Annotated in this window: 25 protein-coding genes; 10 read left to right on the forward strand and 15 right to left on the reverse strand. The window is 71.4% G+C overall.

The features are described 5' to 3' along the window. Window positions 1-109: 109 nt before the first annotated feature. The 3 genes from OG432_RS33125 to OG432_RS33135 form a co-directional block, all read right to left on the reverse strand. Window positions 110-1,642, reverse strand: coding sequence for an MFS transporter (locus OG432_RS33125; RefSeq protein WP_443058516.1), 1,533 nt, complete (start codon window positions 1,640-1,642; stop codon window positions 110-112). A gap of 223 nt (window positions 1,643-1,865) precedes the next feature. Then, window positions 1,866-2,039: a CsbD family protein gene (locus OG432_RS33130; protein ID WP_328314646.1), complete on the reverse strand. Its 174-nt coding sequence runs from the start codon at window positions 2,037-2,039 to the stop codon at window positions 1,866-1,868. An 80-nt stretch (window positions 2,040-2,119) separates the two neighbouring features. Continuing rightward, window positions 2,120-2,932: a helix-turn-helix domain-containing protein gene (locus OG432_RS33135; RefSeq protein ID WP_328314647.1), complete on the reverse strand. Its 813-nt coding sequence runs from the start codon at window positions 2,930-2,932 to the stop codon at window positions 2,120-2,122. Between the two features lie 137 nt (window positions 2,933-3,069). Here OG432_RS33135 and OG432_RS33140 point away from each other — a divergent pair, with 137 nt between their 5' ends. Beyond that, window positions 3,070-3,501 carry a hypothetical protein gene (locus tag OG432_RS33140; RefSeq protein WP_328314648.1) on the forward strand — a complete coding sequence of 144 codons (432 nt, stop codon included), beginning with the start codon at window positions 3,070-3,072 and terminating at the stop codon, window positions 3,499-3,501. Window positions 3,502-3,555: 54 nt separating this feature from the next. Here the strand turns inward: OG432_RS33140 and OG432_RS33145 are convergent, their stop codons facing one another. Then, entirely contained in the window at window positions 3,556-4,122 is a 567-nt protein-coding gene (locus tag OG432_RS33145) for a FadR/GntR family transcriptional regulator (RefSeq protein ID WP_328314649.1), read from the reverse strand. Between the two features lie 83 nt (window positions 4,123-4,205). Next, a complete protein-coding gene (locus OG432_RS33150; protein ID WP_328314650.1) occupies window positions 4,206-5,528 on the reverse strand; it encodes an aldehyde dehydrogenase family protein in 1,323 nt (440 codons plus the stop codon). A gap of 342 nt (window positions 5,529-5,870) precedes the next feature. On the opposite strand from OG432_RS33150, the gene OG432_RS33155 reads away from it, so the two are divergent. Continuing rightward, window positions 5,871-6,119: a DUF5133 domain-containing protein gene (locus OG432_RS33155; protein WP_328314651.1), complete on the forward strand. Its 249-nt coding sequence runs from the start codon at window positions 5,871-5,873 to the stop codon at window positions 6,117-6,119. 10 nt (window positions 6,120-6,129) lie between these two features. On the opposite strand, the gene OG432_RS33160 is transcribed toward OG432_RS33155, so the two are convergent. Then, entirely contained in the window at window positions 6,130-7,149 is a 1,020-nt protein-coding gene (locus OG432_RS33160) for an Lrp/AsnC family transcriptional regulator (protein ID WP_328314652.1), read from the reverse strand. 97 nt (window positions 7,150-7,246) lie between these two features. Here OG432_RS33160 and OG432_RS33165 point away from each other — a divergent pair, with 97 nt between their 5' ends. Then, the gene (locus OG432_RS33165; RefSeq protein WP_328314653.1) at window positions 7,247-8,887 is read left to right on the forward strand and encodes an MFS transporter; all 1,641 of its coding nucleotides are present in this window, start codon (window positions 7,247-7,249) and stop codon (window positions 8,885-8,887) included. Between the two features lie 63 nt (window positions 8,888-8,950). On the opposite strand, the gene OG432_RS33170 is transcribed toward OG432_RS33165, so the two are convergent. Beyond that, window positions 8,951-9,265, reverse strand: coding sequence for a hypothetical protein (locus tag OG432_RS33170; RefSeq protein ID WP_328314654.1), 315 nt, complete (start codon window positions 9,263-9,265; stop codon window positions 8,951-8,953). Between the two features lie 151 nt (window positions 9,266-9,416). Here OG432_RS33170 and OG432_RS33175 point away from each other — a divergent pair, with 151 nt between their 5' ends. The 3 genes from OG432_RS33175 (at window position 9,417) to OG432_RS33185 (ending at window position 12,782) form a co-directional block, all read left to right on the forward strand. Next, on the forward strand, window positions 9,417-9,611 hold the full coding sequence (locus OG432_RS33175; protein WP_328314655.1) for a CsbD family protein: 195 nt from the start codon (window positions 9,417-9,419) through the stop codon (window positions 9,609-9,611). 213 nt (window positions 9,612-9,824) lie between these two features. After that, on the forward strand, window positions 9,825-10,178 hold the full coding sequence (locus tag OG432_RS33180; protein WP_328314656.1) for a VOC family protein: 354 nt from the start codon (window positions 9,825-9,827) through the stop codon (window positions 10,176-10,178). Between the two features lie 201 nt (window positions 10,179-10,379). Further along, window positions 10,380-12,782 (forward strand): ATP-binding cassette domain-containing protein, encoded by a 2,403-nt coding sequence (locus OG432_RS33185; RefSeq protein ID WP_443058517.1) that lies wholly within the window; start codon window positions 10,380-10,382, stop codon window positions 12,780-12,782. 86 nt (window positions 12,783-12,868) lie between these two features. On the opposite strand, the gene OG432_RS33190 is transcribed toward OG432_RS33185, so the two are convergent. The 4 genes from OG432_RS33190 to OG432_RS33205 form a co-directional block, all read right to left on the reverse strand. After that, window positions 12,869-13,063, reverse strand: a complete 195-nt coding sequence (locus tag OG432_RS33190; protein ID WP_328314657.1) for a hypothetical protein — start codon at window positions 13,061-13,063, stop codon at window positions 12,869-12,871. 76 nt (window positions 13,064-13,139) lie between these two features. Continuing rightward, window positions 13,140-14,099 carry an SMP-30/gluconolactonase/LRE family protein gene (locus OG432_RS33195; protein ID WP_328314658.1) on the reverse strand — a complete coding sequence of 320 codons (960 nt, stop codon included), beginning with the start codon at window positions 14,097-14,099 and terminating at the stop codon, window positions 13,140-13,142. Window positions 14,100-14,269: 170 nt separating this feature from the next. After that, entirely contained in the window at window positions 14,270-14,539 is a 270-nt protein-coding gene (locus tag OG432_RS33200) for a GlsB/YeaQ/YmgE family stress response membrane protein (RefSeq protein WP_328314659.1), read from the reverse strand. A gap of 228 nt (window positions 14,540-14,767) precedes the next feature. Beyond that, window positions 14,768-15,595: a polysaccharide lyase family 7 protein gene (locus tag OG432_RS33205; RefSeq protein WP_328314660.1), complete on the reverse strand. Its 828-nt coding sequence runs from the start codon at window positions 15,593-15,595 to the stop codon at window positions 14,768-14,770. A gap of 282 nt (window positions 15,596-15,877) precedes the next feature. Here OG432_RS33205 and OG432_RS33210 point away from each other — a divergent pair, with 282 nt between their 5' ends. Continuing rightward, a complete protein-coding gene (locus tag OG432_RS33210) occupies window positions 15,878-16,519 on the forward strand; it encodes a VanZ family protein (protein ID WP_328314661.1) in 642 nt (213 codons plus the stop codon). Window positions 16,520-16,604: 85 nt separating this feature from the next. Here the strand turns inward: OG432_RS33210 and OG432_RS33215 are convergent, their stop codons facing one another. The 4 genes from OG432_RS33215 to OG432_RS33230 all read right to left on the reverse strand — a co-directional run bounded on the left by OG432_RS33215 (window position 16,605) and on the right by OG432_RS33230 (window position 21,895). After that, window positions 16,605-16,922 carry a hypothetical protein gene (locus OG432_RS33215; protein WP_328314662.1) on the reverse strand — a complete coding sequence of 106 codons (318 nt, stop codon included), beginning with the start codon at window positions 16,920-16,922 and terminating at the stop codon, window positions 16,605-16,607. Between the two features lie 64 nt (window positions 16,923-16,986). Then, window positions 16,987-19,074: a SpoIIE family protein phosphatase gene (locus OG432_RS33220; protein ID WP_328314663.1), complete on the reverse strand. Its 2,088-nt coding sequence runs from the start codon at window positions 19,072-19,074 to the stop codon at window positions 16,987-16,989. A gap of 176 nt (window positions 19,075-19,250) precedes the next feature. Beyond that, a complete protein-coding gene (locus tag OG432_RS33225) occupies window positions 19,251-19,634 on the reverse strand; it encodes a helix-turn-helix transcriptional regulator (RefSeq protein ID WP_328314664.1) in 384 nt (127 codons plus the stop codon). A 398-nt stretch (window positions 19,635-20,032) separates the two neighbouring features. After that, entirely contained in the window at window positions 20,033-21,895 is a 1,863-nt protein-coding gene (locus OG432_RS33230) for a M1 family aminopeptidase (protein ID WP_328314665.1), read from the reverse strand. A 289-nt stretch (window positions 21,896-22,184) separates the two neighbouring features. Here OG432_RS33230 and OG432_RS33235 point away from each other — a divergent pair, with 289 nt between their 5' ends. The 3 genes from OG432_RS33235 to OG432_RS33245 all read left to right on the forward strand — a co-directional run bounded on the left by OG432_RS33235 (window position 22,185) and on the right by OG432_RS33245 (window position 24,631). Then, entirely contained in the window at window positions 22,185-23,141 is a 957-nt protein-coding gene (locus OG432_RS33235; protein WP_328314666.1) for an ABC transporter ATP-binding protein, read from the forward strand. Continuing rightward, window positions 23,138-24,121: an ABC transporter permease gene (locus OG432_RS33240; protein ID WP_328314667.1), complete on the forward strand. Its 984-nt coding sequence runs from the start codon at window positions 23,138-23,140 to the stop codon at window positions 24,119-24,121. Before OG432_RS33235 ends, OG432_RS33240 begins: the two co-directional genes overlap by 4 nt. 102 nt (window positions 24,122-24,223) lie before the next feature. Continuing rightward, window positions 24,224-24,631 (forward strand): GntR family transcriptional regulator, encoded by a 408-nt coding sequence (locus OG432_RS33245; RefSeq protein ID WP_328314668.1) that lies wholly within the window; start codon window positions 24,224-24,226, stop codon window positions 24,629-24,631. The last annotated feature ends 104 nt before the right edge of the window (window positions 24,632-24,735 follow it).

The raw sequence follows: 24,735 nt of genomic DNA on the forward strand, positions 1-24,735 counted from the left end.
GTGGTCGGCCGGACCCGAGCGCATGGGTGCGTCATGAGTGAGGGGCCCCCGGATCCGGGGGCCCCTCACTCATGACGCACCCATGCGTCGCGCTGTTCGTCGTTGCTCGTCAACCACGCTGCGCGGCGACGAGTTCAGCGGCCTCCTCGTCGGTGGCGACCGAAGGCGGGGACCCTTCGAGGGGCTTGCGCGCCGTCTCCTTCATGGCGATCGCGGCCACCAGGCCGATCGCGGCGGCCAGCATCGTGTAGAAGGCGGGCATCAGGTCGTTCCCGGTGGCTCCGATCAGGCCCTGGACCACCAGCGGCGTCGTACCGCCGAACAGCGACACCGAGATGTTGAACCCGACGGAGAGGGATCCGTAGCGCGCCTCGGTCGGGAAGAGGGCGGGCAGCGCCGACGACATGGTGCCCATGTAGCAGACCAGGGCGAGGCCGAGGGCCAGCAGGCCGGCGAAGACCGCGGCCATGCTGCCCTGCTTGATGAGCAGGAAGCTGGGCACCGCGAGCACGATGAAGCCGAGCGAGCCGCCGATGAGCACCGGACGCCGGCCGACGCGGTCGGAGAGCCGTCCCACCGAGTTGATGAGCGCCATCAGGACGATCATCACGGCCACGATGGCCATGAGGCCGCCGGTCTCGTTGAAGCCGAGCGTCGAAAGGTACGTCGGCATGTACGAGAGCAGCATGTAGTCGCAGATGTTGAAAGCGGCGACCAGCGCCAGACACAGCAGCATCGCCCGGCCGTTGCCGAAGAGGATCTGCTTGAGCGGGGTCTTCTCGCGCTCGGCGCCGGGGGCGCCGGCCTCCTCCAGCTTCTTGAAGGCGGGCGACTCGTCGAGCTTCAGCCGGAGGTACAGGCCCACGAGCCCGAGCGGCCCGGCCACCAGGAACGGTATGCGCCAGCCCCACTGCTGCATCGCGTCGTCGCTGAGCACCACGGTCAGGACGGTCACCATGGACGCGGCGACCGTGTAACCGATCAGCGTGCCGAACTCCAGGAAGGACCCCCAGAAGCCGCGGCGCTTGTCGGGCGCGTACTCCGCGATGAACGTGGCGGCGCCGCCGTACTCGCCGCCGGTCGAGAATCCCTGGACCATGCGGCAGAGGATGAGCAGCGCGGGCGCCCAGAGGCCGATCGTGCCGTAACTGGGGATCAGGCCGATGGAGAGCGTCGCCGCGGCCATCATGATCATCGTGAGGGCGAGGATCTTCTTGCGGCCGACGCGGTCCCCGAGGGGACCGAAGAACATGCCGCCGAGCGGCCTGACGAGGAACGCCGCGGCGAACGTCGCCAGCGACGCGATGACCTGCATGGTGTCACCGGCGCCGGAGAAGAACACCTTGCCGATGGTGACCGCGAGGTAGGAGTAGACACCGAAGTCGAACCACTCCATGGCGTTGCCGAGCGCCGTGGCCTTGACCGCGCGCTTGACGGCGGCCTCGTCCGTGACCGTGATGTCGCAGCGGCGCAGGGCGGGGTTGCGCCTGCGGTGGATGGCCCGGAACAGGGGACGGTGCCGGGCGACTGCCTCCGGCTCAGGCTGATGATCCTCGGTGCTCAGCACGCGTCGTCTCTCTCGTTCGACAATGGACAATGGAAGGGGGCGCCCTACATGGAACTGCCTGGGGGTGGCGCGCATGCACGGCAAAGGTCCCTCATCGGCGGACCAATGGCCCATGGCAGCCCGGGACCCAAGTCCTCGAGCGGGGCAAAAGGGCATCGCCGAAAGGTCGATGAAGACGGAGAGCGCGGCGCGATGGATCCCGCGCCACGCTGCTCCACGCCTCGAAACCCGGCGGCCCGCCCGGCCGCCCACGCCCGGTCCCATACGGGGACCGACGGGGCCGGGGGCCGGCCGGCGATCAGTCCTTGAGGGCGTCCTTCGCCTTCTCCTTGGCCTGCCGGGCATCACCCTTGGCCTGCTCGGCGCGACCCTCCGCGGTGCGGCTCTCGTTCCCCACCATGCGGCCCATCGCTTCCTTGGCCTTGCCCTTGGCCTGCTCGGTCTTCGCCTTGGCCTTTTCGTCGCTCGACATGGAATTACCTCCGCATGCGGTCGATAGCGTTGTCCGACACACGTACGCCTGGCCATTTCGGCGGATCTCAAACGCAGTGATCACGCGGAGGCCAGGGCGCGCAGGGTCCGGGCCGTGAACTCGTCGAGCGGATAGAAGAGTTCGATCGCCATCTCGGAGAGCGTCACGTCCGCCGGGGCGCCGAACGTGGCCATGGTGCCGAACAGGGACAACTCCCCGAACGGGGTGCGGATGCGCAGGGGCACCTGGATGGGGCCCGGCCGTGCCGCCTTCTCGTCGGCCGCCCCGGCTCCCCTTCCTCCCGCCGGTACGGGATAGCCGCGGACCTCCTCGTACAGTGCACGCAGTTCCGCGTCCCCGGTGGCGTTCGTCTGGCTCGCCAGCCGCTCCAGGAAGAGCGCCCGGACCTCGTCCGGGTTGGCCAGCCGCGCGCTCAGGCCGTCGGGGTGCAGCACCAGCCGGTACACATTGGGCCGCGGCTCCAGCAGGGCCGCCGGTATGCCGTCCATGAAGACGGACATGGCCCGGTTGCCCGTCAGTACGTTCCAGTAGCGGTCGACGACCACGGCGGGATAGGGCTCGTGCGAGGTCAGCATCATGTCGAGCGCGGAACGAACCGACGCCATGGATTCGTCGTCGAGACCGCTCTCGCGGTACTCCGGCGCGTAACCTGCGGCCACCAGCAGGGTGTTGCGCTCCCGGAGCGGAACGTCCAGGGCGGTGGAGAGGCGGAGCACCATGGTCCGGCTCGGGTGCGAGCGGCCGGTCTCCACGCAGGACAGATGGCGGGTCGAGGTCTCCGCCAGGAGGGCGAGGTCGAGCTGGCTGAGTCTGCGGCGCAGCCGCCACTCGCGTAACAGGGTTCCTATGCGCGTCTGCCGCTTCACGTCCATGATCGCGAGAGTATCGGCCGTGCTGCGGGGGCTCCATGACCTCGGAGGTCATTGAGGTCATGACCGGCACGGTGGCACGGTCGGACCACGACGAACCAACGCCGGCGATGCCCGGCACGGCAACCCGAGGAGCCCCCATGAGCAGCCCCGTCATGTCCGTTGGCCGCCCGGTCGCCGACCACGCGCCGCTCGGCCCGCTGCGCACCGCCCTGCGCGTCGACGGCTTCAGCACCGCGCTCTTCGGCGTCGTCCTGCTCGCCGGCGCCCCATGGCTTCGCGACCCGCTCGGCCTCCCGGTGGCGTGGTCGGTGCCCTTCGGTGTCGCCATGCTGGGCGGGTCCGCGGCGCTGACCCTGATCGCGGGGCACCCCCGTATCACCCGTCTCGCCGGGGCCGCCGTCGTGGGCAACGCCCTGTCCTGTGCGCTCCTTCTCGTCCTGGCGTGCGTGGACGTCGTGCCCCTGACGGGCCTGGGACGCGCCTTCATGGTGGTCGGTGCGATCGCCGTCGCGGTCTTCGCCCGGTTCGAGTTCGTCGGCCTGCGGCGTTCCGCGCCTACGGACTCCTGACGACAGTCGCATGCTCCAACGCCCTTGTGGGGAAAGAGAGTTGTCGCACGGTGCTCAGGCGGACCGGAGCTGGGAGAGGGTGCGGTTCAGCTCGTCGCGGACGGTGTGTCCGGCCGCCTCCGGGTCGCCCTGGGTGATGGACTCCACGAGGGCGGCGTGTCCGGCGTCTCCGTGGTGGGGGTCGCCCGACCGCAGGTCGAGGAGGTCCACCAGGTCGATCAGGCCCTGTCGCAGAGCCGGTACGAACTCGGTGAACAGGGCGGTGAGGACAGGGTTGTACGCCGCGGCGACCACGGCGGCGTGCAGGGCGATGTCGGCGTCCACGAAGGCCGCGGTGCCGCCGCTCCCGGCCGCGCGACGCTCGGCAAGGGCCGCGTCGATCGCGATGAGATCCGCCGCGGTCCGGCGCCGGGCGGCCAGTTGGGCCGCTTCGACCTCCATCAGCGTCCGTACCTCGTACACGTCGGCCACCGCCGCGCGGCGGAGCTGCGTGGACCAGCTCTCCCGGGGTGTCGTGGAGACGACGAAGACGCCGGCGCCCTGGCGGGCCTGGACGAGGCCGGCGCCGGCGAGCGCGCGCAGGGCTTCCCGGACGGTGGAGCGGCCGACCCCGTTGTGCACGGGAGTTGATGTAGCCATGACGCCCCGGACAGGTCACCCGCCTGTCCGGGGCGTCATCGAAACAGGGCCCGCGACGGCAGCGGTCAGCCGAGGGGCTTGTCCAATACGGCCTTGCGGTGGCTGAACGTCTCGATGGAGTAGCGCCCGTGGTAGCTGCCCATGCCGCTTTCGCCGACACCGCCGAACGGCAGGTCGGAGACGGTCAGATGGGCCAGCGGCAGCCCGAAGCCGAGGCCTCCGGACGACGTCTCGGCGGCCAGGCGCTCGCGGGTGGCGGCGGAGTCGGTGAAGACGTACAGGGCCAGCGGCTTGTCGCGGTCGTTGATGAAGTCGATGGCGTCGTCCAGGCCCGCGACCGTGACGATCGGCAGGAGCGGGCCGAAGATCTCCTCGCGCATGACCGGCGCCGCGGGGTCGACGTCGGCGAGAACGGTGGGCGCGATGTACCTGGCGGAGCGGTCGGTGGCGCCGCCGGTCACGGCGCGGCCCGAGTCGAGCAGTCCGCTCAGCCGGTCGAAGTGGCGCTCGTTGACGATGCGTCCGAAGTCGGCGGACCGCTGCGGCTCGGCTCCGAAGAGCGCCTCGACGGCGCGGACGAACTCGGGCTCCAGGGCGCGGGCCGTCTCCGGGTCGGTCAGCACGTAGTCGGGTGCGACGCAGGTCTGGCCGGCGTTGAGGAACTTGCCGCGGGCCAGCCGGTCGGCGACGACGGCGAGGTCGGGGCCGCGGTCGACGAACGCCGGGGACTTTCCGCCCAGTTCGAGGGTGACCGGGGTGAGGTGCTCGGCCGCCGCCCGCATCACGACGCGGCCGACCGTGCCGTTGCCGGTGTAGAAGATGTGGTCGAAGCGTTCCGTCAGGAGGGCCGTGGTCTCGGGTATGGCGCCCTCCACGACGGCGACGGCCGAGGTGTCGAGGTAGCGGGGCAGCAGGCGGGCCATCGCCGCGGACGCGGCGGGCGCCAGCTCGCTGGGCTTGACGACGACCGCGTTGCCGGCGGCCAGCGCGCCGAGCATCGGCGTCAGCAGGAGCTGCACCGGGTAGTTCCAGGGCGCGATGACCAGGACCACACCCAGCGGGTCGTACTGCGTCCAGGCCGTCGCGTCCTCGCCGAGGTGCGCCGGCACCGGCGCGCGCTCGGGGCGCAGCCATGCGTCCAGGTGGTCCAGGGTGTGGTCGATCTCGCGGACGGTGAAGTCGATTTCGGTGCGGAAGGCCTCGGTGGTGCTCTTGCCCAGATCGGCGTGGAGGGCCTCGGCGAGATCGCTGCCGTGCTCGGTGAGCATGTCGCGCAGCCGGCGCAGCTGCGTGACCCGCCACTCGACGGGCCTGGTGCGGCCGGAGCGGAAGGTGGCGCGCAGCCGGGCCACGATCTCGGCGGGCTGCTCGGGGGTGCGGTCGTTCACGGTGCCTCGCTGAATCAGTGCCGACCTGGGCCGGCGGGGGACCGGCAGGTCGAGCCGAACGGGTTCGATGTATATGGCAACCATTGAGGTGGAGCGTTCATTCCGGTCCGAGGAATGTGCTTTCCGTCGGCTGCGCGTTACGTAGCGTGATGCTTCGGGGTGCGAATGTGCGGGGTGCGGCGCAGGATGAGGCATGTTCCAGGGGCGGACCCATCCGCCGGCCCCTGGCGCCTCGGGGCGCCCCGGCCTGCCTCCCCTGGCGCCCTCGATGCCCACCCGCCCCGCACGCAGCGTCCTTCGCGGCTGCGCACCTCTTGCCCTTCGTCGATGCCGGAGCCGCCGATGCTGTCGCCACACTCGTCCGTCGTCCATGAACTCCTGACGCTTCTGCGCAGCCGGGAGCGGCGGGCCGCCCGCGCACCGCTGGACCCCGGCGCTCGTCAGGCCCGGGACGACGCCGCCTACACCCTGTGCGTCCTGATGGGGGAGCGGACCATCGCGGCCGCCGTGAAGGCGGCCGAACGCCACCTCGCGCGCGGCCGCGCGGCCGTGCGGCCCGCCGGCGCCGCGGCTCAGGAGCCGGCCCCCTGACGGGCACCGGCTAGGCCCGCACGGGAAGATACGGCCCCGGGCCCTTGATGGTGCGGTGGATCGGCACCGTCACCGTGTGGCGCAGTCCGGGCAGGGCGGCCACCGACTCCGTCAGGTAGCGGTAGAAGAGCTGGGCGTTGGCCACGTCGATGCTGGCGTAGAGATTGGACGTGCCGGTCACCGCGGCGGCGAACGACACCTCGGGATGCGCCGCGATGGCCGCCCCCGCCTCCGCCAGGCGCGACGGGTCGATCTCCAGCCAGAGCGTGGCCCTGAAATTCCACTGCAGGACGTCCGGGTGGTACTCGACGTCGAAGTAGAGCACCCCGGCCGTTCGCAGCTCGCTGATCCTGCGCCGCACCGTCGACCGGGACAGACCCGTCGCCGCGGCCAGTTCCGCAGGCGCCGCCCGGCCGTCGCGGGCCAAGAGGTCGAGCAGATGGCGGTCGCCCTCGTCGAGGCGTACCGCCGCATCGGCGGATGACGCGCGGTCCGGGGCGGGCGGGGGAGTGAGGGCGGCGACCTGGGCGGCCGTCAGCGGCCCGCGCTTGTTGATGGTGCTGAGATCCTGCCCGAAGAACACGTGCAGCAGACAGTGCGCCGAGACGTCCAGCACCTGGGGCGTGCGCGGCAGCTTCTGCAACAGCAGCGACTCCTCGATGCCCGCGCCGCGGGTGCGCACCGAGCAGGAGAGCTCGGTGCCGCCCGAGCTGACATTGACCCAGCTGGTGTCCGTGCGCCGGGCCATGGCCTTGCCGATCGAGGCCGCGGCGTCCGGCGTACACCGTACGCGCACCACCCACGGGGAGTCGCCGAGCCGCTGCGGGTCGGTCAGGCCGAGGACCCGGAGCCTGCCCGCGGACCGCAGCCGCGACCACCGGCGCGCGGCGGTCTGGTCGGAGACCCCGAGGGCGTCCGCGATCTCCCGGAACGAGGCGCGTCCATTGATCTGAAGGGCATGGGCCAGCGCCATGTCCTCCTCCGACAGCTCACGGTCCGCACGGTCGATGGTGTCGAGATACGTCTGCATGGACCTCAGGATGTCGGATTCGCGCATCCCATGCGAACTGGCTTATTGAATCGCCTGCCGACCATCAACACTCGCTCCCGGGGAACACGCCGCGACCATGGGCGCCCGTTTCCATCCGCACACCGTGCTCGACCCGATCGGAGAACCTGACATGCGCAAGTGGTGGCCCCTCACGGCGGTCTGCCTTGGCGCCTTCATCCTGCTGGTGGACGTGACCATCGTGAACGTGGCACTGCCCAGCATGGCTGACGACCTCGACGCCTCCTTCACCTCCCTGCAGTGGGTGATCGACGGATACGCCCTGGCGCTCGCCGCCCTGCTGCTGGCCTCCGGATCCCTCGCGGACCGCTTCGGCCACCGGCGCTTCTACGTCTACGGCCTCGCCCTGTTCGCCGCGGCGTCCCTCCTGTGCGGCCTCGCCCCCAACGCCGGCGTGCTGATCGCCGCCCGCGTGGTGCAGGGCGTCGGAGGCGCCGCGATGTTCGCCACCGCCCCCGCCCTCCTGCTCGGCTCGTACCGCGGCAGGGACCGCGGCACCGCCTTCGGCGTGTGGGGCGCGGCCAACGGAGCCGCCGCCGCGGCGGGGCCGCTGCTCGGCGGGCTGCTCACCGAGCACCTCAGCTGGCCGACGATCTTCTGGGTCAACCTGCCCATCGCCGCCGTCGCCATCGTCATGACGCTCCGGGTGGTGCGGCCCGACCGGCCGCGTACGGCATCGGGCACGCCGGCCCGCATCGACCTGCCCGGTGCGACCGCCTTCACCGTGGCGGCCGGCGCCCTCACCTACGGGCTCATACGCGGCGGTGAGGCGGGCTGGACCGGAGGCGTGACCCTGGCCGCCTTCGCCGTCACCGTCCTCGCGCTCGCGGCGTTCGTGGTGATCGAGCACCGCACCGCGCTGCGCGGCGGTTCCCCGATGCTGGACCTGGCGCTGCTGCGCCGCCCGTCGTTCGCCGGTCTCATGAGCGGCGCGCTGCTGTTGCAGGGCGGCGCCTTCGGGTGCCTGGTGCTGGTCTCGCTGTGGCTCCAGTCCGTGCTGGGGCTCAGCCCCGTCGCGGCGGGGCTCGCCCTGACACCGCTGGCGGCCGCGTCCTTCGTCGTCGCCGTCTTCGCCGGCCGTCACATCCAGCGGCTGGCTCCGCGCTACCCGATCGGCGTGGGGCTCCTGCTCGTCGCGGCCGGCATGCTGTTGCTGCGCGCCGGAATGACCGCCGACGCGGGGCGGTCCTCGCTCGTGTGGGGACTCGTGGTCGCCGGCATCGGCGTCGGTCTCGCCACGCCGGTGCTGGTCTCGGCCGCCGCCTCCACCGTGCCGCCCCAGCGCGCGGGCATGGCCGGCGGAGCGGTCAACACCTTCCGCCAGTTGGGCATGACCCTGGGCATCGCCGTCCTCGGCGCGCTCTTCACCAGCCGCGCGGCCGACACGCTCACCGCCTCCGGCGCGGTCCCGGACGCCGGCGGGGGCGCGGCCGCGCTGGCCGGCGGACAGGCGCAGCGCCTGGTCGAAGCGGCGCCGGCCGGCCACCGCGAGGCCGCTCAGCGGCTCGTGCACCAGGCCTTCGCGGCCGGTCTCGACCGTGTCTTCCTGCTGTCCGCAGCCGCGGCCGCGCTCGGCGGCCTCGTCGTCCTCGCGTTGGTGCGGCCGGCGCGCACGGCGGCCCCCGGAGCGAGTGGAAGCGGCCCGGCGGCGGAGCCGGCGCCGCGCTCGCGCCAGGACTCGGTGGCCTCCGGCGTGTGACCGGCTCCCGCGGCTCCGCACCGGCGACGGAGCGGGGCCACGGGCCGCCGACCGGCCTTCGCGTCAGCTCGTTCGGGGCGCCACGAACACGATGACGGAGGCGACCTGCTCGCGCCCGGGGTGGGTGTCGGCGCCGCCGAGCCCGTAGTGCGTCTCCACGCGCTGGACGACCAGGGGATGGCCGGTGATCCACAGGGTGACGGCCTGTCCGACGGTGGGAATGGGCAACGGGCCCTCGAACATGCCGAGTTCGACCGCCTCGGTGTCGCCCGTCGCATGGACGAACGTCATGATCTGACGGGTGCGGCCGAAGTCCTGCTCGGAGTCGACCTTGTCGCGGGCGGCGAGGGTGGAGGTGATGGCGTCGGGAAGGCTCATGACGCCATCCTGCCCCGTCGCGGGTCCGGGGCACGCCGCCGGTCGCCGGCGGCGGCCACCAACGGCCCCTTCTCACGCTCCTTGTCGGGCGGTATGTCGCTATATGTCCTAGGTTTGTGTCGTCAGTGATCCCGACCAACAGGAGTTCGCCGTGGGCGAGAGTGGCATGGACAAGGTCAAGGGCAAGGCGAAGGAAATGGCCGGCAAGGCCACCGGTAACGACCGGATGAAGTCCGAGGGCAAGACCGACCAGGCCAAGGGCAAGGCCAAGGACGCGATGGAGGGCGCCAAGGAGCGCGCCAAGGGCGTCAGCGACTCCCTCGGCGACAAGCGCGACCGCTCCTGACCTGCGGTCCTCGAGCCCCCGGCCGCTCCCTGGCCGGGGGCTTCGCCGTGCGTTCCCGGCGCCCGGCGGACAGGCCCAGTCCTTCCTCCGCGGACGGATGCGGGACCCGGGGGGAAACCGGTCAGGATTGGAGAAGCGTGGCCCCCGGGCCGTGGCTAACGTGGCGGACACGACACACCCCGGGCCGAGCGGCCCACGACGTCAGGAGTGACCATGACCGGCTCAGCCACACAGGGAATCAAGACCGTGCTGCACCCCGTCACCGACCTCGCGGCGGCCAAGGCGGTGTACACCGCTCTGCTCGGCGTCGGACCGACGAGCGACGAGCCGTACTACGTCGGCTTCGAGGCCGAGGGCCAGCAGATCGGCCTGGTGCCGGGCGGCGCCGACCAGGGCATGACCTCGCCGGTGGCGTACTGGCACGTGCCGGACATCGAGGCGAAGCTCGCCGAGGTGACGGCCGCGGGCGCCAAGATCAAGGACGCCGCGCACGACGTGGGCGGCGGCCGTCTGGTGGCCACGTTCACCGACCCCGACGGCAACGTACTCGGCGTGATCCAGGGCTGACGCCGGGGCCGGACCGACACCGGGGCGGCCAGGGTGAGTACCCGTCCGCCCCGCCCCGCCGAACCGTGGCCGGACGCGCATTGCCCGGCCCGCGTCCACGAAGTACAACCGTACGTACCGCTCGCGGCCGGGCGGATCGCGCCGGGCCGCGACATCCGACGAAGACCGCGCAGACGGCGCCGCCGAACCGATGCCGGACAGATGGAGAACACGACCAGCATGGCCACCAGGACCAAGCCGCAGTCGCCGGCGCCGCACGCCGCCGACAGCCACGATCTGATCCGTGTGCACGGAGCGCGTGTGAACAACCTCAAGGACATCAGCGTCGAGATCCCCAAGCGCCGCCTCACGGTCTTCACAGGGGTCTCGGGATCGGGCAAGAGCTCGCTGGTGTTCAACACGATCGCCGCGGAGTCGCAGCGGCTGATCAACGAGACCTACAGCGCCTTCGTCCAAGGCTTCATGCCGGCCCTCGCCCGGCCCGAGGTCGACGTGCTCGACGGCCTGACGACCGTCATCACCGTGGACCAGCAGCGGATGGGCGGCGACCCGCGCTCCACGGTCGGCACCGCCACCGACGTCAACGCCATGCTGCGCATCCTCTTCAGCAGGCTCGGCAAGCCCCACATCGGCTCGCCCAAGGCGTTCTCCTTCAACGTCGCCTCGATCAGCGGGGCCGGCGCGGTCACCGTGCGCCGCGGCGGCCAGGAAATGAAGGAGAAGCGCACCTTCAGCATCACCGGCGGCATGTGCCCGCGCTGCGAGGGCCGGGGCTCGGTCACCGACATCGACCTGACGCAGCTGTACGACGACAGCAAGTCGCTCAATGACGGCGCGTTCACGATTCCCGGCTACACCGGGGGCGGCTGGAACTCCCGCCTCTACTGCGAGTCGGGCTTCTTCGACCCGGACAAACCGATCCGCGAGTTCACCAAGCGCGAGCTCAAGGACCTCCTCCACCGCGAGCCGACCCGGATGAAGATCGCCGGGATCAACATGACGTACGAGGGCCTGATCCCGCGGGTGCAGAAGTCGATGCTGTCCAAGGACACGGACTCGATGCAGCCCCACATCAGGGCGTTCGTGGAGCGGGCCGTCACGTTCACCGTCTGCCCCGAGTGCGAGGGCACCCGGCTCAACGAGGGCGCGCGCTCCTCGAAGATCAAGCGCAAGAACATCGCCGACCTGTGCTCCATGGAGATCAGGGACCTGGCCGAGTGGGTCCGCGGTCTCAAGGAGCCCTCGGTGGCGCCGCTGATCGCATCGCTCCTGGAAACCCTCGACTCGTTCGTCGAGATCGGCCTCGGCTACCTCTCGCTCGACCGCCCCTCCGGCACGCTGTCCGGAGGGGAGGCGCAGCGCGTGAAGATGATCCGCCACCTCGGATCCTCGCTGACCGATGTCACCTACGTCTTCGACGAGCCCACCATCGGGCTCCACCCGCACGACATCCAGCGGATGAACGAACTGCTGCTGAGGCTGCGGGACAAGGGCAACACCGTGCTCGTCGTGGAGCACAAGCCGGAGACGATCGCGATCGCCGACCACATCGTCGACCTCGGCCCGGGTGCGGGAACCGGTGGCGGCACCGTCTGCTTCCAGGGCACAGTCGAAGGGCTGCGCACCGGCGGCACCATCACCGGCCGCCACTTCGACGACCGCGCCGCGGTGAAGGAGACCGTCCGCGAGCCCACCGGCACCCTGGAAATCCGCGGCGCGACGGCACACAACCTGCGGAACGTGGACGTGGACGTCCCGCTCGGCGTGCTCACCGTCGTCACCGGTGTGGCCGGCTCCGGCAAGAGTTCGCTCGTGCACGGGTCGGTCCCGGCGGGCGAGGACGTCGTGGCGGTCGACCAGAGCCCGATCCGCGGTTCGCGCCGCAGCAACCCGGCCACCTACACCGGCCTGCTCGACCCGATCCGCAAGGCGTTCGCCAAGGCCAACGACGTGAAGCCGGCACTGTTCAGCGCCAACTCCGAGGGCGCCTGCCCCACCTGCAACGGCGCGGGCGTGGTCTACACCGACCTGGCGATGATGGCCGGCGTCGCCACCACCTGCGAGGAGTGCGACGGCAAGCGGTTCCAGGCGGCGGTGCTCGACTACCACTTCGGGGGGCGTGACATCAGCGAGGTGCTCGCGATGTCGGTGACCGAGGCCGAGAAGTTCTTCGCCGCGGGAGACGCCGCGACGCCGGCCGCGCACCGCATCCTCACCCGCCTCGCCGACGTGGGTCTCGGCTACGTCAGCCTCGGCCAGCCGCTCACCACGCTGTCCGGCGGCGAGCGCCAGCGCCTCAAGCTCGCCACCCACATGGCCGACAAGGGTGGCGTCTACGTCCTCGACGAGCCCACGGCCGGACTCCACCTCGCCGATGTCGAGCAACTGCTCGGGCTGCTCGACCGGCTCGTCGACTCCGGCAAGTCGGTCATCGTCGTCGAGCACCACCAGGCGGTCATGGCGCACGCCGACTGGATCATCGACCTCGGTCCCGGCGCGGGCCACGACGGCGGCACGATCGTCTTCGAAGGGACGCCCAGCGATCTGGTCGCCGCGCGCACCACCCTCACGGGCGAACACCTGGCGGCCTACGTGGGCGGCTGAACCGCACTCACCCCCGGGGCCTCCGGGCCCGCCCGGACTCGCCTCGGGGGTGAGTGACCGTCCAACGTGCTCGGTGGGAGCGGCAGTTATGCGGCTTCGTCGCGATGCCGCTCGACCACGAGGAACGCGTCGCTCTCCAGGTCCATCACGACCGTGGCGGCCCGGCCACGCCTCCTGAGCTGAGCTGCCAGCTCCTCGGCCGGCCAAGACCCACGCGGTCCACCAGCGGGAAAACGCCCAAGTACCGACATCGAAGCAGCCTCCCTCGAACCCTCACGCATGGCGCGTGCTGAACTCCAGCGGTATCGGTGCGTCTGCCCTGGAACGGCCGGAGCATGCGCCGCCGGCCGCGTGTCCCTACCGTCCCGACGGGTCGGCGCCCGCGGGGACTTCGTAGATCTTCCCGTCCACACCCGAACGGTAGAGCCTGCCCGCGCCGAAGCCGTGATCGCCGTGTCCGTAGGTGATCTGCGTGGAGAGGTACAGGCCCGACTGCACCGAGCAGAGCGCCCCCTGTTCGGCCCGCCAGATCTGGCCTGCGGCGTGGGTGGCGATCAGTGGGCGTCCCCGGCTGTCGAGGGTGAGACCGTCGGGAAGCGCGAGGGCGTCGGGCACCCCCGCGGGGATCCAGCGTCGAGGGTGGGCGGGGTCGTCGACGCCGATGCGATACAGGGCCGGTGCCACGGTCGTCTGGATGACGTAGACCTGATCGCCGTCGGGTGAGACGGCGATGCCGTTCGGCTGCTGTACGTGGGCCCAGGCCGGGTCGACCTGTCCGCCGGGTGTGACACGGCCGATGTTCCGGCCGCCCACGGTGGTGGTGTAGACGGTGCCGTCCGGTGCCAGGGCCACCCCGTCGATGCCGCTCAGGCCCGAGGCGTAGGTGCTGACCGCGCCGGAGTCGGGGTCCACTTCCAGGAGCTTGGAGACCGGAAGGAGGTCGCCGGTGAGGGAGTGCCCGATGTCGTTGCCGGTGCCGACGAGGAGCCGGCCGTCCGCGCGGACGACGATGCCGCCATCGGCCCCGATCGGTCCGGTGAGGGCGACGGGGCTGCTGCCCGGCTCGTCGATGCGGTAGACACGCCCGGTGAAGTAGGCGGTGGCGAACATCCGCCCCCGTGCGTCGACGGCGATCGACTCGGCCCAGTCGGGCAGTTGGGCGACCTGCACGGGGGCGGCGGCCGTGATGGCCCCGCACGCGGGGGCCGCGTGGGCGGCGGCCGGTGGCGACAGGAGGGCGGCGGCCAGCGCGAGCGCCGGCAGTACGCTGCGGCGCGGCCCTCGTAACGCGGTGCGGAGCATGGTGGTCGGCCTCATCGATTCCCTTCCACGCAGGGCCTGTTCGGCGGTACTTCCCGTCCGGGATCTTCCGGCACCGTCGAGTGTGCGTCAGGCGGCCCGCGTGGCGCAGGCAGATGTACCGACTGGCCGAAGGCCCACTGCCGGGAAGGGTGCGGGCCCCCGGCGCGGCCTCGGTTCAGGCGTCCTCAGTTACGGCTGCGGCTGCCGACGAAGAGGCGGTAGAGGGCGAGCACGATGACCGAGCCGATGATCGCGGCGATCCACGTCGAGAGGTGGAAGAAGCCCTTGATGGAGTGGACGTGGAAGATGACCTTGCCGAGCCAGCCGCCGAGGAGGCCACCGACGATGCCGATGAGCATGGTGACGAGGCAGCCGCCCGGGTCCCTGCCAGGCATGAGGGCTTTGGCGATGGCGCCGGCGAGAAGGCCGATCAGGATCCAGGCGATGATGCTCATGGCGCGTTCCATCCCAACGTAGGTGGGCCCGCACCGCCGCGGACGGCGGTGCGGGCGATGAAGTGTTCCGGGTGGCCGGGGGCCCTGTCGGGAAGAGTGCCCGGGGCGGGAACCGTTATGCCACTCGGGTCGTCCATTGGGGGGCCGCACGCCAGGGGCGGGTAGGCACCTGGGCGAATGCCGGATGCCGGATCCCCGGAGCTCGCTGTGAAAGCCGGGAGCCGGGGCTCAGCCGTGGGAGACGGAGAGCTTGTAGAACGCCACGCGCGCGCCCTTGGTCGTGCTGCTCGACGACGACTGGTTGTACGAGCCCGCCTTGAAGTACTGGCGGTAGCTGTTGAAGGAGGACGGGATCGCGTGGTGCGTGGTGCTCCCGTCGACCGTCAGATCGATGGTGTGGCCGCTGGATACGCCGATCGTGTAGCTCCAGGTCTTGCCCACCGCCACCTTGCCCACCGTGTGGAGCGTCTGGCCGCCCGACGGTGAGTTCTCCGTGCCGAGGACGATGTCGCCGTTGGAGCGGTAGTACAGCTCGAGGAGCGGCTTGGTGGACGAGCCGCCCGTGCCCAGGTGGATCTGTCCGACGCACACGGTGGACGTCACCGACACCACCCGCAGGGTCGCGTCGAGCCGGTGGGTGCCGCCCAGCGGCCAGTTCGCGGCGCTGCCGTCGCGGTTCATCTCGCGCAGCTCGGAGCGCGCGTAGTTCGAGTTCGGGGTGGTGACGCCCTTCTCCGGGGCCCAGAACGTCATCGCGCCGTCGCGGGAGTCGCTGTAGAAGTACGCGTCCTGGAACCCGTTCGCTCCCTCGAGCCGGGATGAGGGGATCGTCGTGGGCGATCCGGGGGAGCCCACCGGCTCCTGGAGTTCCCACACGGAGAGATCGAAGCTGCCACCGGGCGCCGCGGCGGCAGCGGCGCTGCCGGGAACGAAGCCGTTGTTTGCCGCAACTGGGTTGAGGTGTGGGGAAGTTGATGTCGCGGAGGGGGTGAAGGCGAGGCTGCCGACGGCGGCCGCGGCGGTGGCGAGGGGGATGAGGAGGGGCCGTATGCGCATGGGGGCCTTCCCTGAAGGGCGTGGGGGCGTGGGGGGTGAAGGCGAAGCGGTGCGCGGCGAGTCGGCGTCAGGCCGCATCGCTTTCCGCGTGTTCAACATGCTGAACATGAGGCTTGGATGTGAACGAGAAGACCGTAGAACTCCGGCGTGAACGCGTCAATAGGTCCGTACCATGGCGTTCGCCGAACCCCGGACCCTCCGGGGCGCGTTGGCGGCGCGGGGCTGCCGTTCGCCCGGCCGTTCGGGGGCGTGTGCGACGAAGCAGGGGGTACCCGGCGGGGCATGGCATCAGAACCTCGGCACCAATCAGAGCCCCGGTCGGAACCCCGGCTCCAACGGCACACGTGGCGGGCGACGGCCGCGCGCGCCGCCGTCCTGATCGTGGGCTTCGTCTGCATGGTGGGCTTCGCGGTGCTGCTGGCCCGTGCCACGCTCGTCCCGTCGCCCGGATCCGTCCGTCTGACGCACACCAACCTGCGTCCGGGAGACTCGATCCGCGCCTATTTCGCCCAGCCCGACTGGCGGGACACGGTGAAGCAGGTCGGCGGCAACGTGGTGCTCGGCATGCCGTTCGGCGTGCTCCTGCCGGTGCTGTTTCCGAGGACCCGGGGGCTGCTGCGCGTGGTCGCGATGACCGCCTTCGTGATGCTGACCGTCGAGGTGGCCCAGGGACTCCTGGTCACCGGGCGGGCCTTCGACATCGACGACGTCATCCTCAACTCGCTCGGCGCCTTCACCGGTTACCTGATTCTGGGCCGTCGGCTCGGTCGTGCGCTGCACCCGCGGCGGCGCCACTGGTGGCAGCGGCGCCGGGAGGAGGAGATCCCGGCGAGGGAGGCCGATGACGCGGGGGGACCCGTCGGCGAACGCCGGAGGCCGCGCCTGCCCGCGATCCTGCGCGGGGTGCGCAAGCAGGCCCCGTGACGGCTCGCTCGGCGCCCGGCACACGGACTCCGGCACACGGACTCGGCGCACGACGGTCCACGACCGTCGTGCGCCGAGCGCGTGGTCACTCCGTGGTGATGCCCGTGATGACCGCGTCTCCGAGAGGTGCCTCGTCCTCGGCGTAGCCCGCCGTGCGCAGGGCGTCGGTGACGGTGCGGCGCGCGTCGTGCTCGGCGGCGACGGTGTCGTCGGCCTCCACCTCCAGGCGCACGCTGAAGGCCGAGGACCCGCTGTAGAAGGTGAGCATTTCCAGGTGCTCGGCCTCGCCGATGCGGGTGGCCCGCGGATCGGCGGGGCGCAGAGCCTGCTTGAGGGCCTGGGTCCGCTCCTCGGTGCGGTCGGCGAGGAGGGTTCCGGGGATCGTTACGACGTAGGTGGTCATAACCGTAGGAGGTGCCCCGTCGACCCCCTCCGTACACCCCTGTCGTGGCGTGAACGACGGAGCGTCAGTTCGCACGGCGTGACGGAGTGACCTGGGCGATCAGCAGGGCGATGTCGTCGTGGCGCTGGGGCGGCGGCAGTGCGGCAAGGAGCCGGTCGCAGGTCGCTTCGAGCGGCAGCCGGTGGTGGGTCAGCGCGTCGAGCAGGGCGCGCAGCCGGTCGTCGATGGGCTGGTCTCGGGTCTCCACCAGGCCATCGGTGTAGAGGACCAGCCGGTCACCGGGCGCGCAGTCGACGGTGGTGGCCCGGAAGGGCACGCCGCCGACGCCGAGGGGCGCCCCGGTCGGCAGCTGAAGGAAACGCGGGGCGCGGCCCGGCCGGTCCCAGATGGGCGGCAGGTGTCCGGCGAGGGCGATGCGGCACTCGGTGCGGTGGGGGTCGTAGACGGCGTACACACAGGTGGCCGTGGTCTCCTCCAGCTCGGAGGTGATCCGGTCGAGGTGGTGCAGGACATCGGCCGGGTCGAGGTCGAGGCCGGCCAGGGTACGGGTGGCGGTGCGCAATTGGCCCATGGTGGCGGCGGCGTTGATGCCGTGACCCATGACGTCGCCGACCACCAGGGCCGTCTTGTCCCCCGCCACCGGGATGGCGTCGAACCAGTCGCCACCGGCCTCGCCGATCGCCGCCGCGGGCTGGTAGCGGTAAGCCACGTCGAGCCCGGTGGGCTGGGGCGGTTGACGGGGCAGGAGGTGGCGCTGGAGGGCGAGGGCGGCGTGGCGCTGCTGCTGGAACCAGCGGGCGTTGTCGATGCAGACGGCGGCCCGGGTGGCGAGTTCGAGGGCCAGGACGGCGTCGTCGTGGGTGAAGGGCTGCGGGTTGCGGGCCCGCTTCAGGTCGAGGGCGCCCAGGACTTCGCCGCGCGCGATCAGCGGGACCGCCAGGTAGGAGTGGAGTCCGGCGCGGGCCAGCAGCCGCGCGGCTTCCTCGTCGCGGGCGATGTTCTTGAGGTCGCCCGCGCCGACGTGACTGACCAGGACCGGCCGTGCGGTGGTGACACACCGGGTGACCAGGCGCTCCGCGTTGTACTTCGCGATGTTGCCCGGCGTGTCGGCGGCCTGGAGCGCGTCGGTGGGGTAGGCCGACGCGACCGCCAGGGCCCGGATCGCCACGGGCCCCGACTCGGCGTCCTCGCCGGCGCCGCGGCCGTCCAGGACGGAGTCGAGGAGGTCCACGGCGGCGATGTCGGCGAAGTCGGTCACCACGAGATCCGCGAGTTCATGGGCGGTACGGCTGAGATCCAGCGTGGTCCCTATGCGGACCGAGGCGCGGGCGATCAGGTCCAGGCGCCTGCGCGCCTCGGCGGCCTCGTTCGCCGCGTGGTACTGCTCGCTGACGTCCACGATCGAGATCGCGACGCCGAGGACGCGCGCCGCGGAGTCTTCGAGGCGGTAGTACGACACGTTCCAGGCGTGCTCGGTCGTGTCGTCGGGTGTCCGGCCGATCGCGGTCTGGTCGAGCAGGGGCACGCCGGTCTCCAGGACCCGGCGCATCGCGGACTCGATGGAGGCGGTGTCGAGGAACGGCAGGGCGTCGTGGACCGTCCGCCCCATGTGCTCGTCGGCGGGGACGCCGTTGATGCGGGCCAGGGTGGGGTTGACCAGCACGTAGCGCAGATCGGTGTCGAGCACCGCGAGACCGATCGGCGACTGGGACACCAGGCGCACCGACAGCGCGAGGTCCCGCTCGACGGCGCGCACCGTCGGCTCGTCGGTGGCGATGCCCAGCGCGTACAGGCTGCCGTGCTCGTCCTGGAGCCGCATGTTGCGGAACTCCACCATGCGCGTACGGCCGTCCTTGTGCCGGATGGGGAAGACGCCCGCCCACGTTCCGCCGCCGCTCATCACCCGGGCGAACAGGTCCAGGACGAGAGGGCGCTGCTCCTCGGAGACCAGCAGCTTGGCGGCGGAGTGGCCGAGGGCTTCCTGAGCGTCCCAGCCGAACAGTTCCTGGGCCTGCGGGCTCCACAGGGTGATCCGTCCGCCCTCGTCCAGCACGATGGCGGCGACGCCCAGCACGTCCAGCAGACCGCCGGGCTCGGACGCGTCGACGCGCACGGGGCCGAGCCGCTCCCCGAAAACCTCGGATGCGTTCATCGTCGGCCCTTCGTCCGCCTGTCCGGTGCCTCACTCCTGTCCCAGCGCCTTCACCATCTTCTCCCCGTCCGGTCCGATTGGCAGACCATGTGGGGGCGGAGAATCACGGCGAACACGGTGGGTGACCGCGATGCGCCCGCACGGGGAGGACCCCGTGCCGCATGGGAACAGGGCCGTCAGTGGGGCCGACCGGTCCGCGTCCCCGGTTCCCGGCCGGAATCGGAGTCGGAGTGCCGGGAGCGGGGCCGCTCGTCGCGCCGCTCGTCGTGCCTGGCCAGGAGCGCGAGCAGGGTGGCCACGGGAAGACCGGCCTCGGCGGGATGGCGCAGGGGGGCGCCCGGCTCGATGCGGTACGTGTTGGAGCGGCCGTGCCGGGTGTGGGAGAGGTGGCCCGTCTCTTCCAGATCGGCGATGATCCGCTGCACGGCACGCTCGGTGAGTCTGCAGTGGGCCGCGATGTCACGTATGCGGGTCGAGGGGTCGTCGGCGATCGCCGCCAGGACGCGGGCGTGGTTCGTCAGAAACGTCCAGCCCGCGTGCGGCTCAGGTACGGCACCCATCCCCCGAGCGTATGACGGGGCATTCACGCAAACAAATGGGGGAATCGCAGGTCGTGCGTCCCTTGGCCGGCGGGGACCGTCGGAGCGGGCCTACGACAGCGGGGCCCCTTCGGGCGGCTTTGTGAAGCAGATCACATTTCGGAGGTGTGGCGTTCCGCCGGGCCGGGGGTGCCTAGAGACGCCGGGCAGGGAACGGATCACCCGCTACGAGGCCCCGTACACCATGGCGTACGTCCTCGAGCGCGGTGTGCCGCCGTCGCGGCCCGGCCCGGGGCGCCCCGCACACGGCGGACGGTGAGGGGCCCCGCGTTCCGCCCGGGGCGCGGCCGCTCGCCGTGCCCGCCGCGAAGGACGCGCGGTGTGCGGTGTCCTGCGCGGCGGGCCGGTGCGGGGTGGTGTCAGCCGTCGATGCGGTGCTGGGTCCAGAACGAGGTCAGGTCCGTGCTGGTGGCCGCCTGGGCGGCCGCCTTGAACTCGGCCGTGGTCGAGACGCCGTACCAGTGCGACGTGGCGTAGTCCTTGAGGAGTTTGGCCATGACGCTGTCACCGAGGACGCGGCGCAGGTCGTGCAGGGCGCACTTGCCGTAGCCGTAGACGACCGTCGAGTACCGCGAGGAGTGCGCGTCCCAGTACGCCATCGAGTTGGTGATCTTCTCGGCGGACGAGGCCCACGAGACGCTGTTCCAGCAGTTGGTGCCGGTCTGGTTCTGTGCCAGGTCGGTGGAGTAGTCCGCGAACGCCTCGTCGAGCCACGGGTTGTTGTACTCGTCGTCGCCGACGATCCCGTACCACCACTGGTGGCCTATCTCGTGCGTCAGGGCCGTGGTGGAGACCAGGTCGAGGACGAATCCGGGGTATTCCATGCCACCGAACCAGTAGTTGTTGTCGATCACCGCGTCCAGCTCGCCGTAGGGGTAGGCGCCGAACCGGGCCGCGTGGGTGTCCACGGCGGACTTCGCGGTGGACAGCATCGACTGTGCGCTGGAGGAGCTGATGCCCGAGACCGAGTAGATGTTGATGGCGGTGCCGGCCGGTGAGGTGCCGGAGATCTTGCTGAACGGGCCGGCCGCCCAGGCGAAGTCGCGGACCTTGGAGGCGGTGGCCGTGGTCACGGTGCGCCCGCTGGAGCCGGGGGTGTCGACCGATGTGCCGGTGGCCGGGACGAGCAGGCCGTTGGGGTGGTCCAGGGTCACCTTGAAGTCGGCGGCCAACGAGTAGAACGCCTCGCCGTTGTTGGTGTACGGATCCAGGTGCCAGCCCGCGGCGTCACGGACGGCGAGGACGGGCAGGGCGTTGCCGATGTTGTTGAACGCCCCGTCGGCGCCGAAGCGGTCGGCGCCGCTCGGCACGGCGATGCCGAGGTCGAAGCCGATGGTGGCCGACTGGCCCTGGGGGAGCGGCGCGGGAAGGGTGACCTTGAGGGCGGTGCAGGCCACGGAGAGGTCGCCCGCGGTCCCGCCGGTCACGTTGGTGACCGTGATGGGCATGGCGGAGCAGGAGCCGTGGTAGTTGTCCCACAGCCTCAGGTACACCTCGCTCAGCGCGGTGGCGGAGGCGTTGGTGAAGGTCGCGCTCTCGTGTCCGGTCCAGTTGGTGCCGCTCGTGTTGCTGCTGAGGCTGACGGTGTACGAGGGCGCGGCCGGGGTGCGGGTCGAGTCACCGGGCGGGGTCGTGCCACCGGAGGTGTCGAGTGCGAGGTCGTCGAGGACGAAGCTCGTCTGGAGGCTGGAGTCCTCCGTGCCGGTGAAGGCGAGACTCACGGTCTGTCCCGCGAATCCCGACACGTCGATGGACTTCTGTACGTAGCCGGTGTTCTTGTCGAGGTTCGAGTACGTCGCCAGCGTCGTGCTGCCGATCTTCGCCGTGAGCTTGTCGTACGCCGTCGACGACGTGGTCTCCGCGGTGTCGATGTGCAGCCAGAAGGTGAGCTTCGCGGAGCTGCATCCCGAGGGGATCGTGACGCTCTGGGAGAGCGTGTCGGTGTGTGTGCTGCCGACGCCGTCGAGCCAGGCGAAGTGGGTGCCGCCGTGCGCGCTCTCGCCCGCACGGTTGGTGATCACGCTGGTGGACGACTGGGTCCATGGTGAAGTACCGCTCTCGAAACCGCCGTTGGCGACGACCTGCGTCGGGGTGCAGGCCGCGGCGGTACGCGCCGCCGGGGCCGGAGCGGCCGACGCCGGGGTGGCGGGCAGAGAGACGGCAGCCAGCGCGGCGACCGCGAAGGCGGTCGCCGCGAGGGACTTGTGGGGGGTGGGTCTCACACGGAACTCCTTGGAGGGGGCCGGGTTTCCGGCCTGCTCGATGGCCGCCCGCCGGCTTGGGTGCGCCGCAGGGCGACCGCGGACGGTGTGCGTCGCGTGCACGATCGCTGAGGTGAGATGCCTTCCTGTGTCTCCCCGGGGCAGGGCGACAGCTGGGGGGAAGCTTCGCAGGTATGACCGGTCCATGCCAAGAGACATCTCGCCCGGCTCCCTGCGGACATTGACAGGCTCGCGCCGCAGACACCATGATTCCACTAGTTGACTAATGGAATTGGTCGGGAGGGGGAGCATGAGCGGCACAGTCGTATCCGGCAGGGGCAAGGGTGAAAGCGAGGACCAATGGGCCCTGGAGGCCCGCGGGCTCGGGAAGAAGTACCGTCGGGGGTGGGCCCTGCGGGAGGAGTCCTTCCGGATCCCGGCAGGCCGCGTCTGCGGCCTGGTGGGGCCCAACGGGGCAGGAAAAAGCACCCTGTTGGGGCTCGCCGCCCGCCTCGTCGAGCCGACGCGCGGCGAGTTGCGGATCTTCGGACGGCCGGTCGGTGACCCGTCCGTGATGCCCCGCTACGCCTACCTCGGCCAGGACAAGCCGCTGTTCAAGCGGTTCACCGTGGCGGAGTGCCTGCGCATGGGCCAGGAGCTCAACCCCGGCTGGGACCAGGCCGCGGCCGAGCGGATCGTGCGGGAGGGACGGCTGTCGCCGGGTGCCCGGATCGGCAGCCTCTCCGGCGGCCAGCGCACCCGGGTCGCGTTCGCGCTCGCCTTCGGCAAGCGCCCCGACCTCCTGCTCCTGGACGAGCCGATGTCCGACCTCGACCCGCTGGCCCGCGACGAGATCGCCTCGCTGCTCATGTCGGAGGTGGCCGATCGCGGCACCACCGTGGTGATGTCCTCCCATCTGCTCGCCGACCTCGAGCACACATGCGACTACCTCCTGGTGATGGCGGGCGGCCGCGTCCGCATGGCCGGCGACACCGACGAGCTGGTACCGCTGCACACCCTGGTCACCGGGGTCACGGTGGACGGCGGCCTGCCCGACGCGCTCGACGCGCACACGGTCATCGACGTCCGCGTCGCGGGGCGGCAGTTCACCGCCCTGGTCCGCCACGAAGGACCCCTCGGCTCCGCCTGGCAGCTCACGGAACCCAGCCTCGAAGAGGTGCTGCTCGGCTATCTCCGCCACCCGGAGGCACCCGCGCTGCTCTCCCCGACCGCCGTCCCCGGCCACCGAGAGGAGCGCGTGGCATGAGCACCCTCACCCGCGGCCCCGCCCCGCAGGACGTCACGTACACCGAACGCCGACGGGTGCGCGGCCTCGCCTGGCTGATGGTGCGTCAGCACCGGGCGGTGCTCATCGCCTGCGCCGCGGCGACCCTCATCGGCGCGCTCTGGATGGTGCACGAGCGGTCCGTCGCGCTGGACGCCCTGCACGCGGCGGGCTGGCCCGCGAAGCCACGCGACGACATGGGCGGAGCCCCGCACCGCATCGGCACGTCGTTCGCCCGCGTCGCCGCATACCTGGCGTATCTGCCGTTCCTGTTCGGTGTGTTCGTCGGCGCCCCCCTCATCGCGTCCGACCACGAGCACGGCACCGCCCGGCTCGTCTCCACCCAGTCGGTGCCCCGGATGCGCTGGGTGCTGTGGAAACTGGGCTTCGCGCTCACCCTCGCCGTGGTGACCACCGGCATCCTGGGCGGGGTGTTCGGCTGGTGGTGGCGGTCCGTGCGGTCCGTCATCGGCACTTCGTGGCTCGACGCCACGGTCTTCGACAACACCTTCCCCATGCTGATCGCCCTCACGGTGTTCACGACATCCCTGGGCATCCTGATCGGCGTGCTGATCCGGCGGGCGGTCGCCGCGATGGTCGTCACCTTCTTCACCTCGGCCGCCGCGCTGCTCGTCGCCGACCACCTCAGGACCCGGCTCGCCACCCCGCGACGGACCGCCGGCCCGCTCGGCGGTGAGCATCCCGCGGTGCTCAGCCACGGCGTCGAGATCGACCAGTGGGTCGGCACCGCCTCCGGCAAGGTCTACGGCTGGGGCACGTGTGTGGACGATGCCGCACCGGACGCCTGCCGAGCCAGGCTCGGGATCGTCCACTCGGTGTGGGACTACTTCGGCGACGACCAGATGGCCACGATCCAGTGGACGGCATCGGGGCTGCTGCTCGGCGCCGCCGCGCTCATGGTGGTCCTGGCCGTGTGGCGCGCGCGCCGCCAGGCGCTGTAGCCGTGCGGAGATCCGTATGATCGCGACGCGCCCGCCGGCGGGCACCGCGCGGCCGGCCGTGCACCCGGGAGTCACCAAGGTGAGGGGAAGGAGGCGGGTGCGATGGTCGTGTTCCGCATAGAGCGCCGCAGCGGCGTGCCCGCGTACCTCCAGATCGTGCACCAGGTGGAGCAGGCCCTGCGCATGGGTGCGCTGAGCGAGGGCGACCGGCTGCCCACCGCGGCGCAGGTCGCCGCCGACACGAAGGTCAACCCCAACACCACGCTCAAGGCCTACCGCGAGCTGGAGCGGGCCGGACACGTCGAGGTGCGGCAGGGCGCGGGCACCTTCATCACCCGCTCCCTCGCCGCACCCGGCGACGACCCCGACTCGCCGCTGCTCGCGCGGCTGGCCGACTGGATGCGGGAAGCGGCCGCCGCGGGCCTGACGGAGCAGGAGATCGCCCACCTCTTCGACGTGGTCCGCACCCGGATGTACCCGACGGAGCCCCCGGGGGTGCCTCCCTCGTGAGGCGACCGGGCCGCGACGGACCCCGGGCGTCACGCGTCACGCGCCCGGGGAGCGGACGGGACCTGAACGCCCGTGGCCCGGCGGGCCCTTGTCCGCGTCGGCCG

It is taken from the genome of Streptomyces sp. NBC_00442 (genome assembly GCF_036014195.1).
Classification (GTDB): domain Bacteria; phylum Actinomycetota; class Actinomycetes; order Streptomycetales; family Streptomycetaceae; genus Streptomyces.

Excerpts from the sequence above, each read along its gene's own strand:
- OG432_RS33240 (WP_328314667.1), top strand. The coding sequence starts at position 23,138 with ATGAGCACCCTCACCCGCGGCCCCGCCCCGCAGGACGTCACGTACACC.
- OG432_RS33170 (WP_328314654.1), bottom strand. The coding sequence starts at position 9,265 with ATGAGCCTTCCCGACGCCATCACCTCCACCCTCGCCGCCCGCGACAAG.
- OG432_RS33155 (WP_328314651.1), top strand. The coding sequence starts at position 5,871 with ATGCTGTCGCCACACTCGTCCGTCGTCCATGAACTCCTGACGCTTCTG.
- OG432_RS33210 (WP_328314661.1), top strand. The coding sequence starts at position 15,878 with ATGGCATCAGAACCTCGGCACCAATCAGAGCCCCGGTCGGAACCCCGG.
- OG432_RS33195 (WP_328314658.1), bottom strand. The coding sequence starts at position 14,099 with ATGAGGCCGACCACCATGCTCCGCACCGCGTTACGAGGGCCGCGCCGC.
- OG432_RS33225 (WP_328314664.1), bottom strand. The coding sequence starts at position 19,634 with ATGGGTGCCGTACCTGAGCCGCACGCGGGCTGGACGTTTCTGACGAAC.
- OG432_RS33180 (WP_328314656.1), top strand. The coding sequence starts at position 9,825 with ATGACCGGCTCAGCCACACAGGGAATCAAGACCGTGCTGCACCCCGTC.
- OG432_RS33205 (WP_328314660.1), bottom strand. The coding sequence starts at position 15,595 with ATGCGCATACGGCCCCTCCTCATCCCCCTCGCCACCGCCGCGGCCGCC.
- OG432_RS33215 (WP_328314662.1), bottom strand. The coding sequence starts at position 16,922 with ATGACCACCTACGTCGTAACGATCCCCGGAACCCTCCTCGCCGACCGC.
- OG432_RS33185 (WP_443058517.1), top strand. The coding sequence starts at position 10,380 with ATGGAGAACACGACCAGCATGGCCACCAGGACCAAGCCGCAGTCGCCG.
- OG432_RS33235 (WP_328314666.1), top strand. The coding sequence starts at position 22,185 with ATGAGCGGCACAGTCGTATCCGGCAGGGGCAAGGGTGAAAGCGAGGAC.
- OG432_RS33135 (WP_328314647.1), bottom strand. The coding sequence starts at position 2,932 with ATGGACGTGAAGCGGCAGACGCGCATAGGAACCCTGTTACGCGAGTGG.
- OG432_RS33125 (WP_443058516.1), bottom strand. The coding sequence starts at position 1,642 with ATGCGCGCCACCCCCAGGCAGTTCCATGTAGGGCGCCCCCTTCCATTG.
- OG432_RS33220 (WP_328314663.1), bottom strand. The coding sequence starts at position 19,074 with ATGAACGCATCCGAGGTTTTCGGGGAGCGGCTCGGCCCCGTGCGCGTC.
- OG432_RS33200 (WP_328314659.1), bottom strand. The coding sequence starts at position 14,539 with ATGAGCATCATCGCCTGGATCCTGATCGGCCTTCTCGCCGGCGCCATC.
- OG432_RS33165 (WP_328314653.1), top strand. The coding sequence starts at position 7,247 with ATGGGCGCCCGTTTCCATCCGCACACCGTGCTCGACCCGATCGGAGAA.
- OG432_RS33245 (WP_328314668.1), top strand. The coding sequence starts at position 24,224 with ATGGTCGTGTTCCGCATAGAGCGCCGCAGCGGCGTGCCCGCGTACCTC.
- OG432_RS33160 (WP_328314652.1), bottom strand. The coding sequence starts at position 7,149 with ATGCAGACGTATCTCGACACCATCGACCGTGCGGACCGTGAGCTGTCG.
- OG432_RS33190 (WP_328314657.1), bottom strand. The coding sequence starts at position 13,063 with ATGCGTGAGGGTTCGAGGGAGGCTGCTTCGATGTCGGTACTTGGGCGT.
- OG432_RS33130 (WP_328314646.1), bottom strand. The coding sequence starts at position 2,039 with ATGTCGAGCGACGAAAAGGCCAAGGCGAAGACCGAGCAGGCCAAGGGC.
- OG432_RS33140 (WP_328314648.1), top strand. The coding sequence starts at position 3,070 with ATGAGCAGCCCCGTCATGTCCGTTGGCCGCCCGGTCGCCGACCACGCG.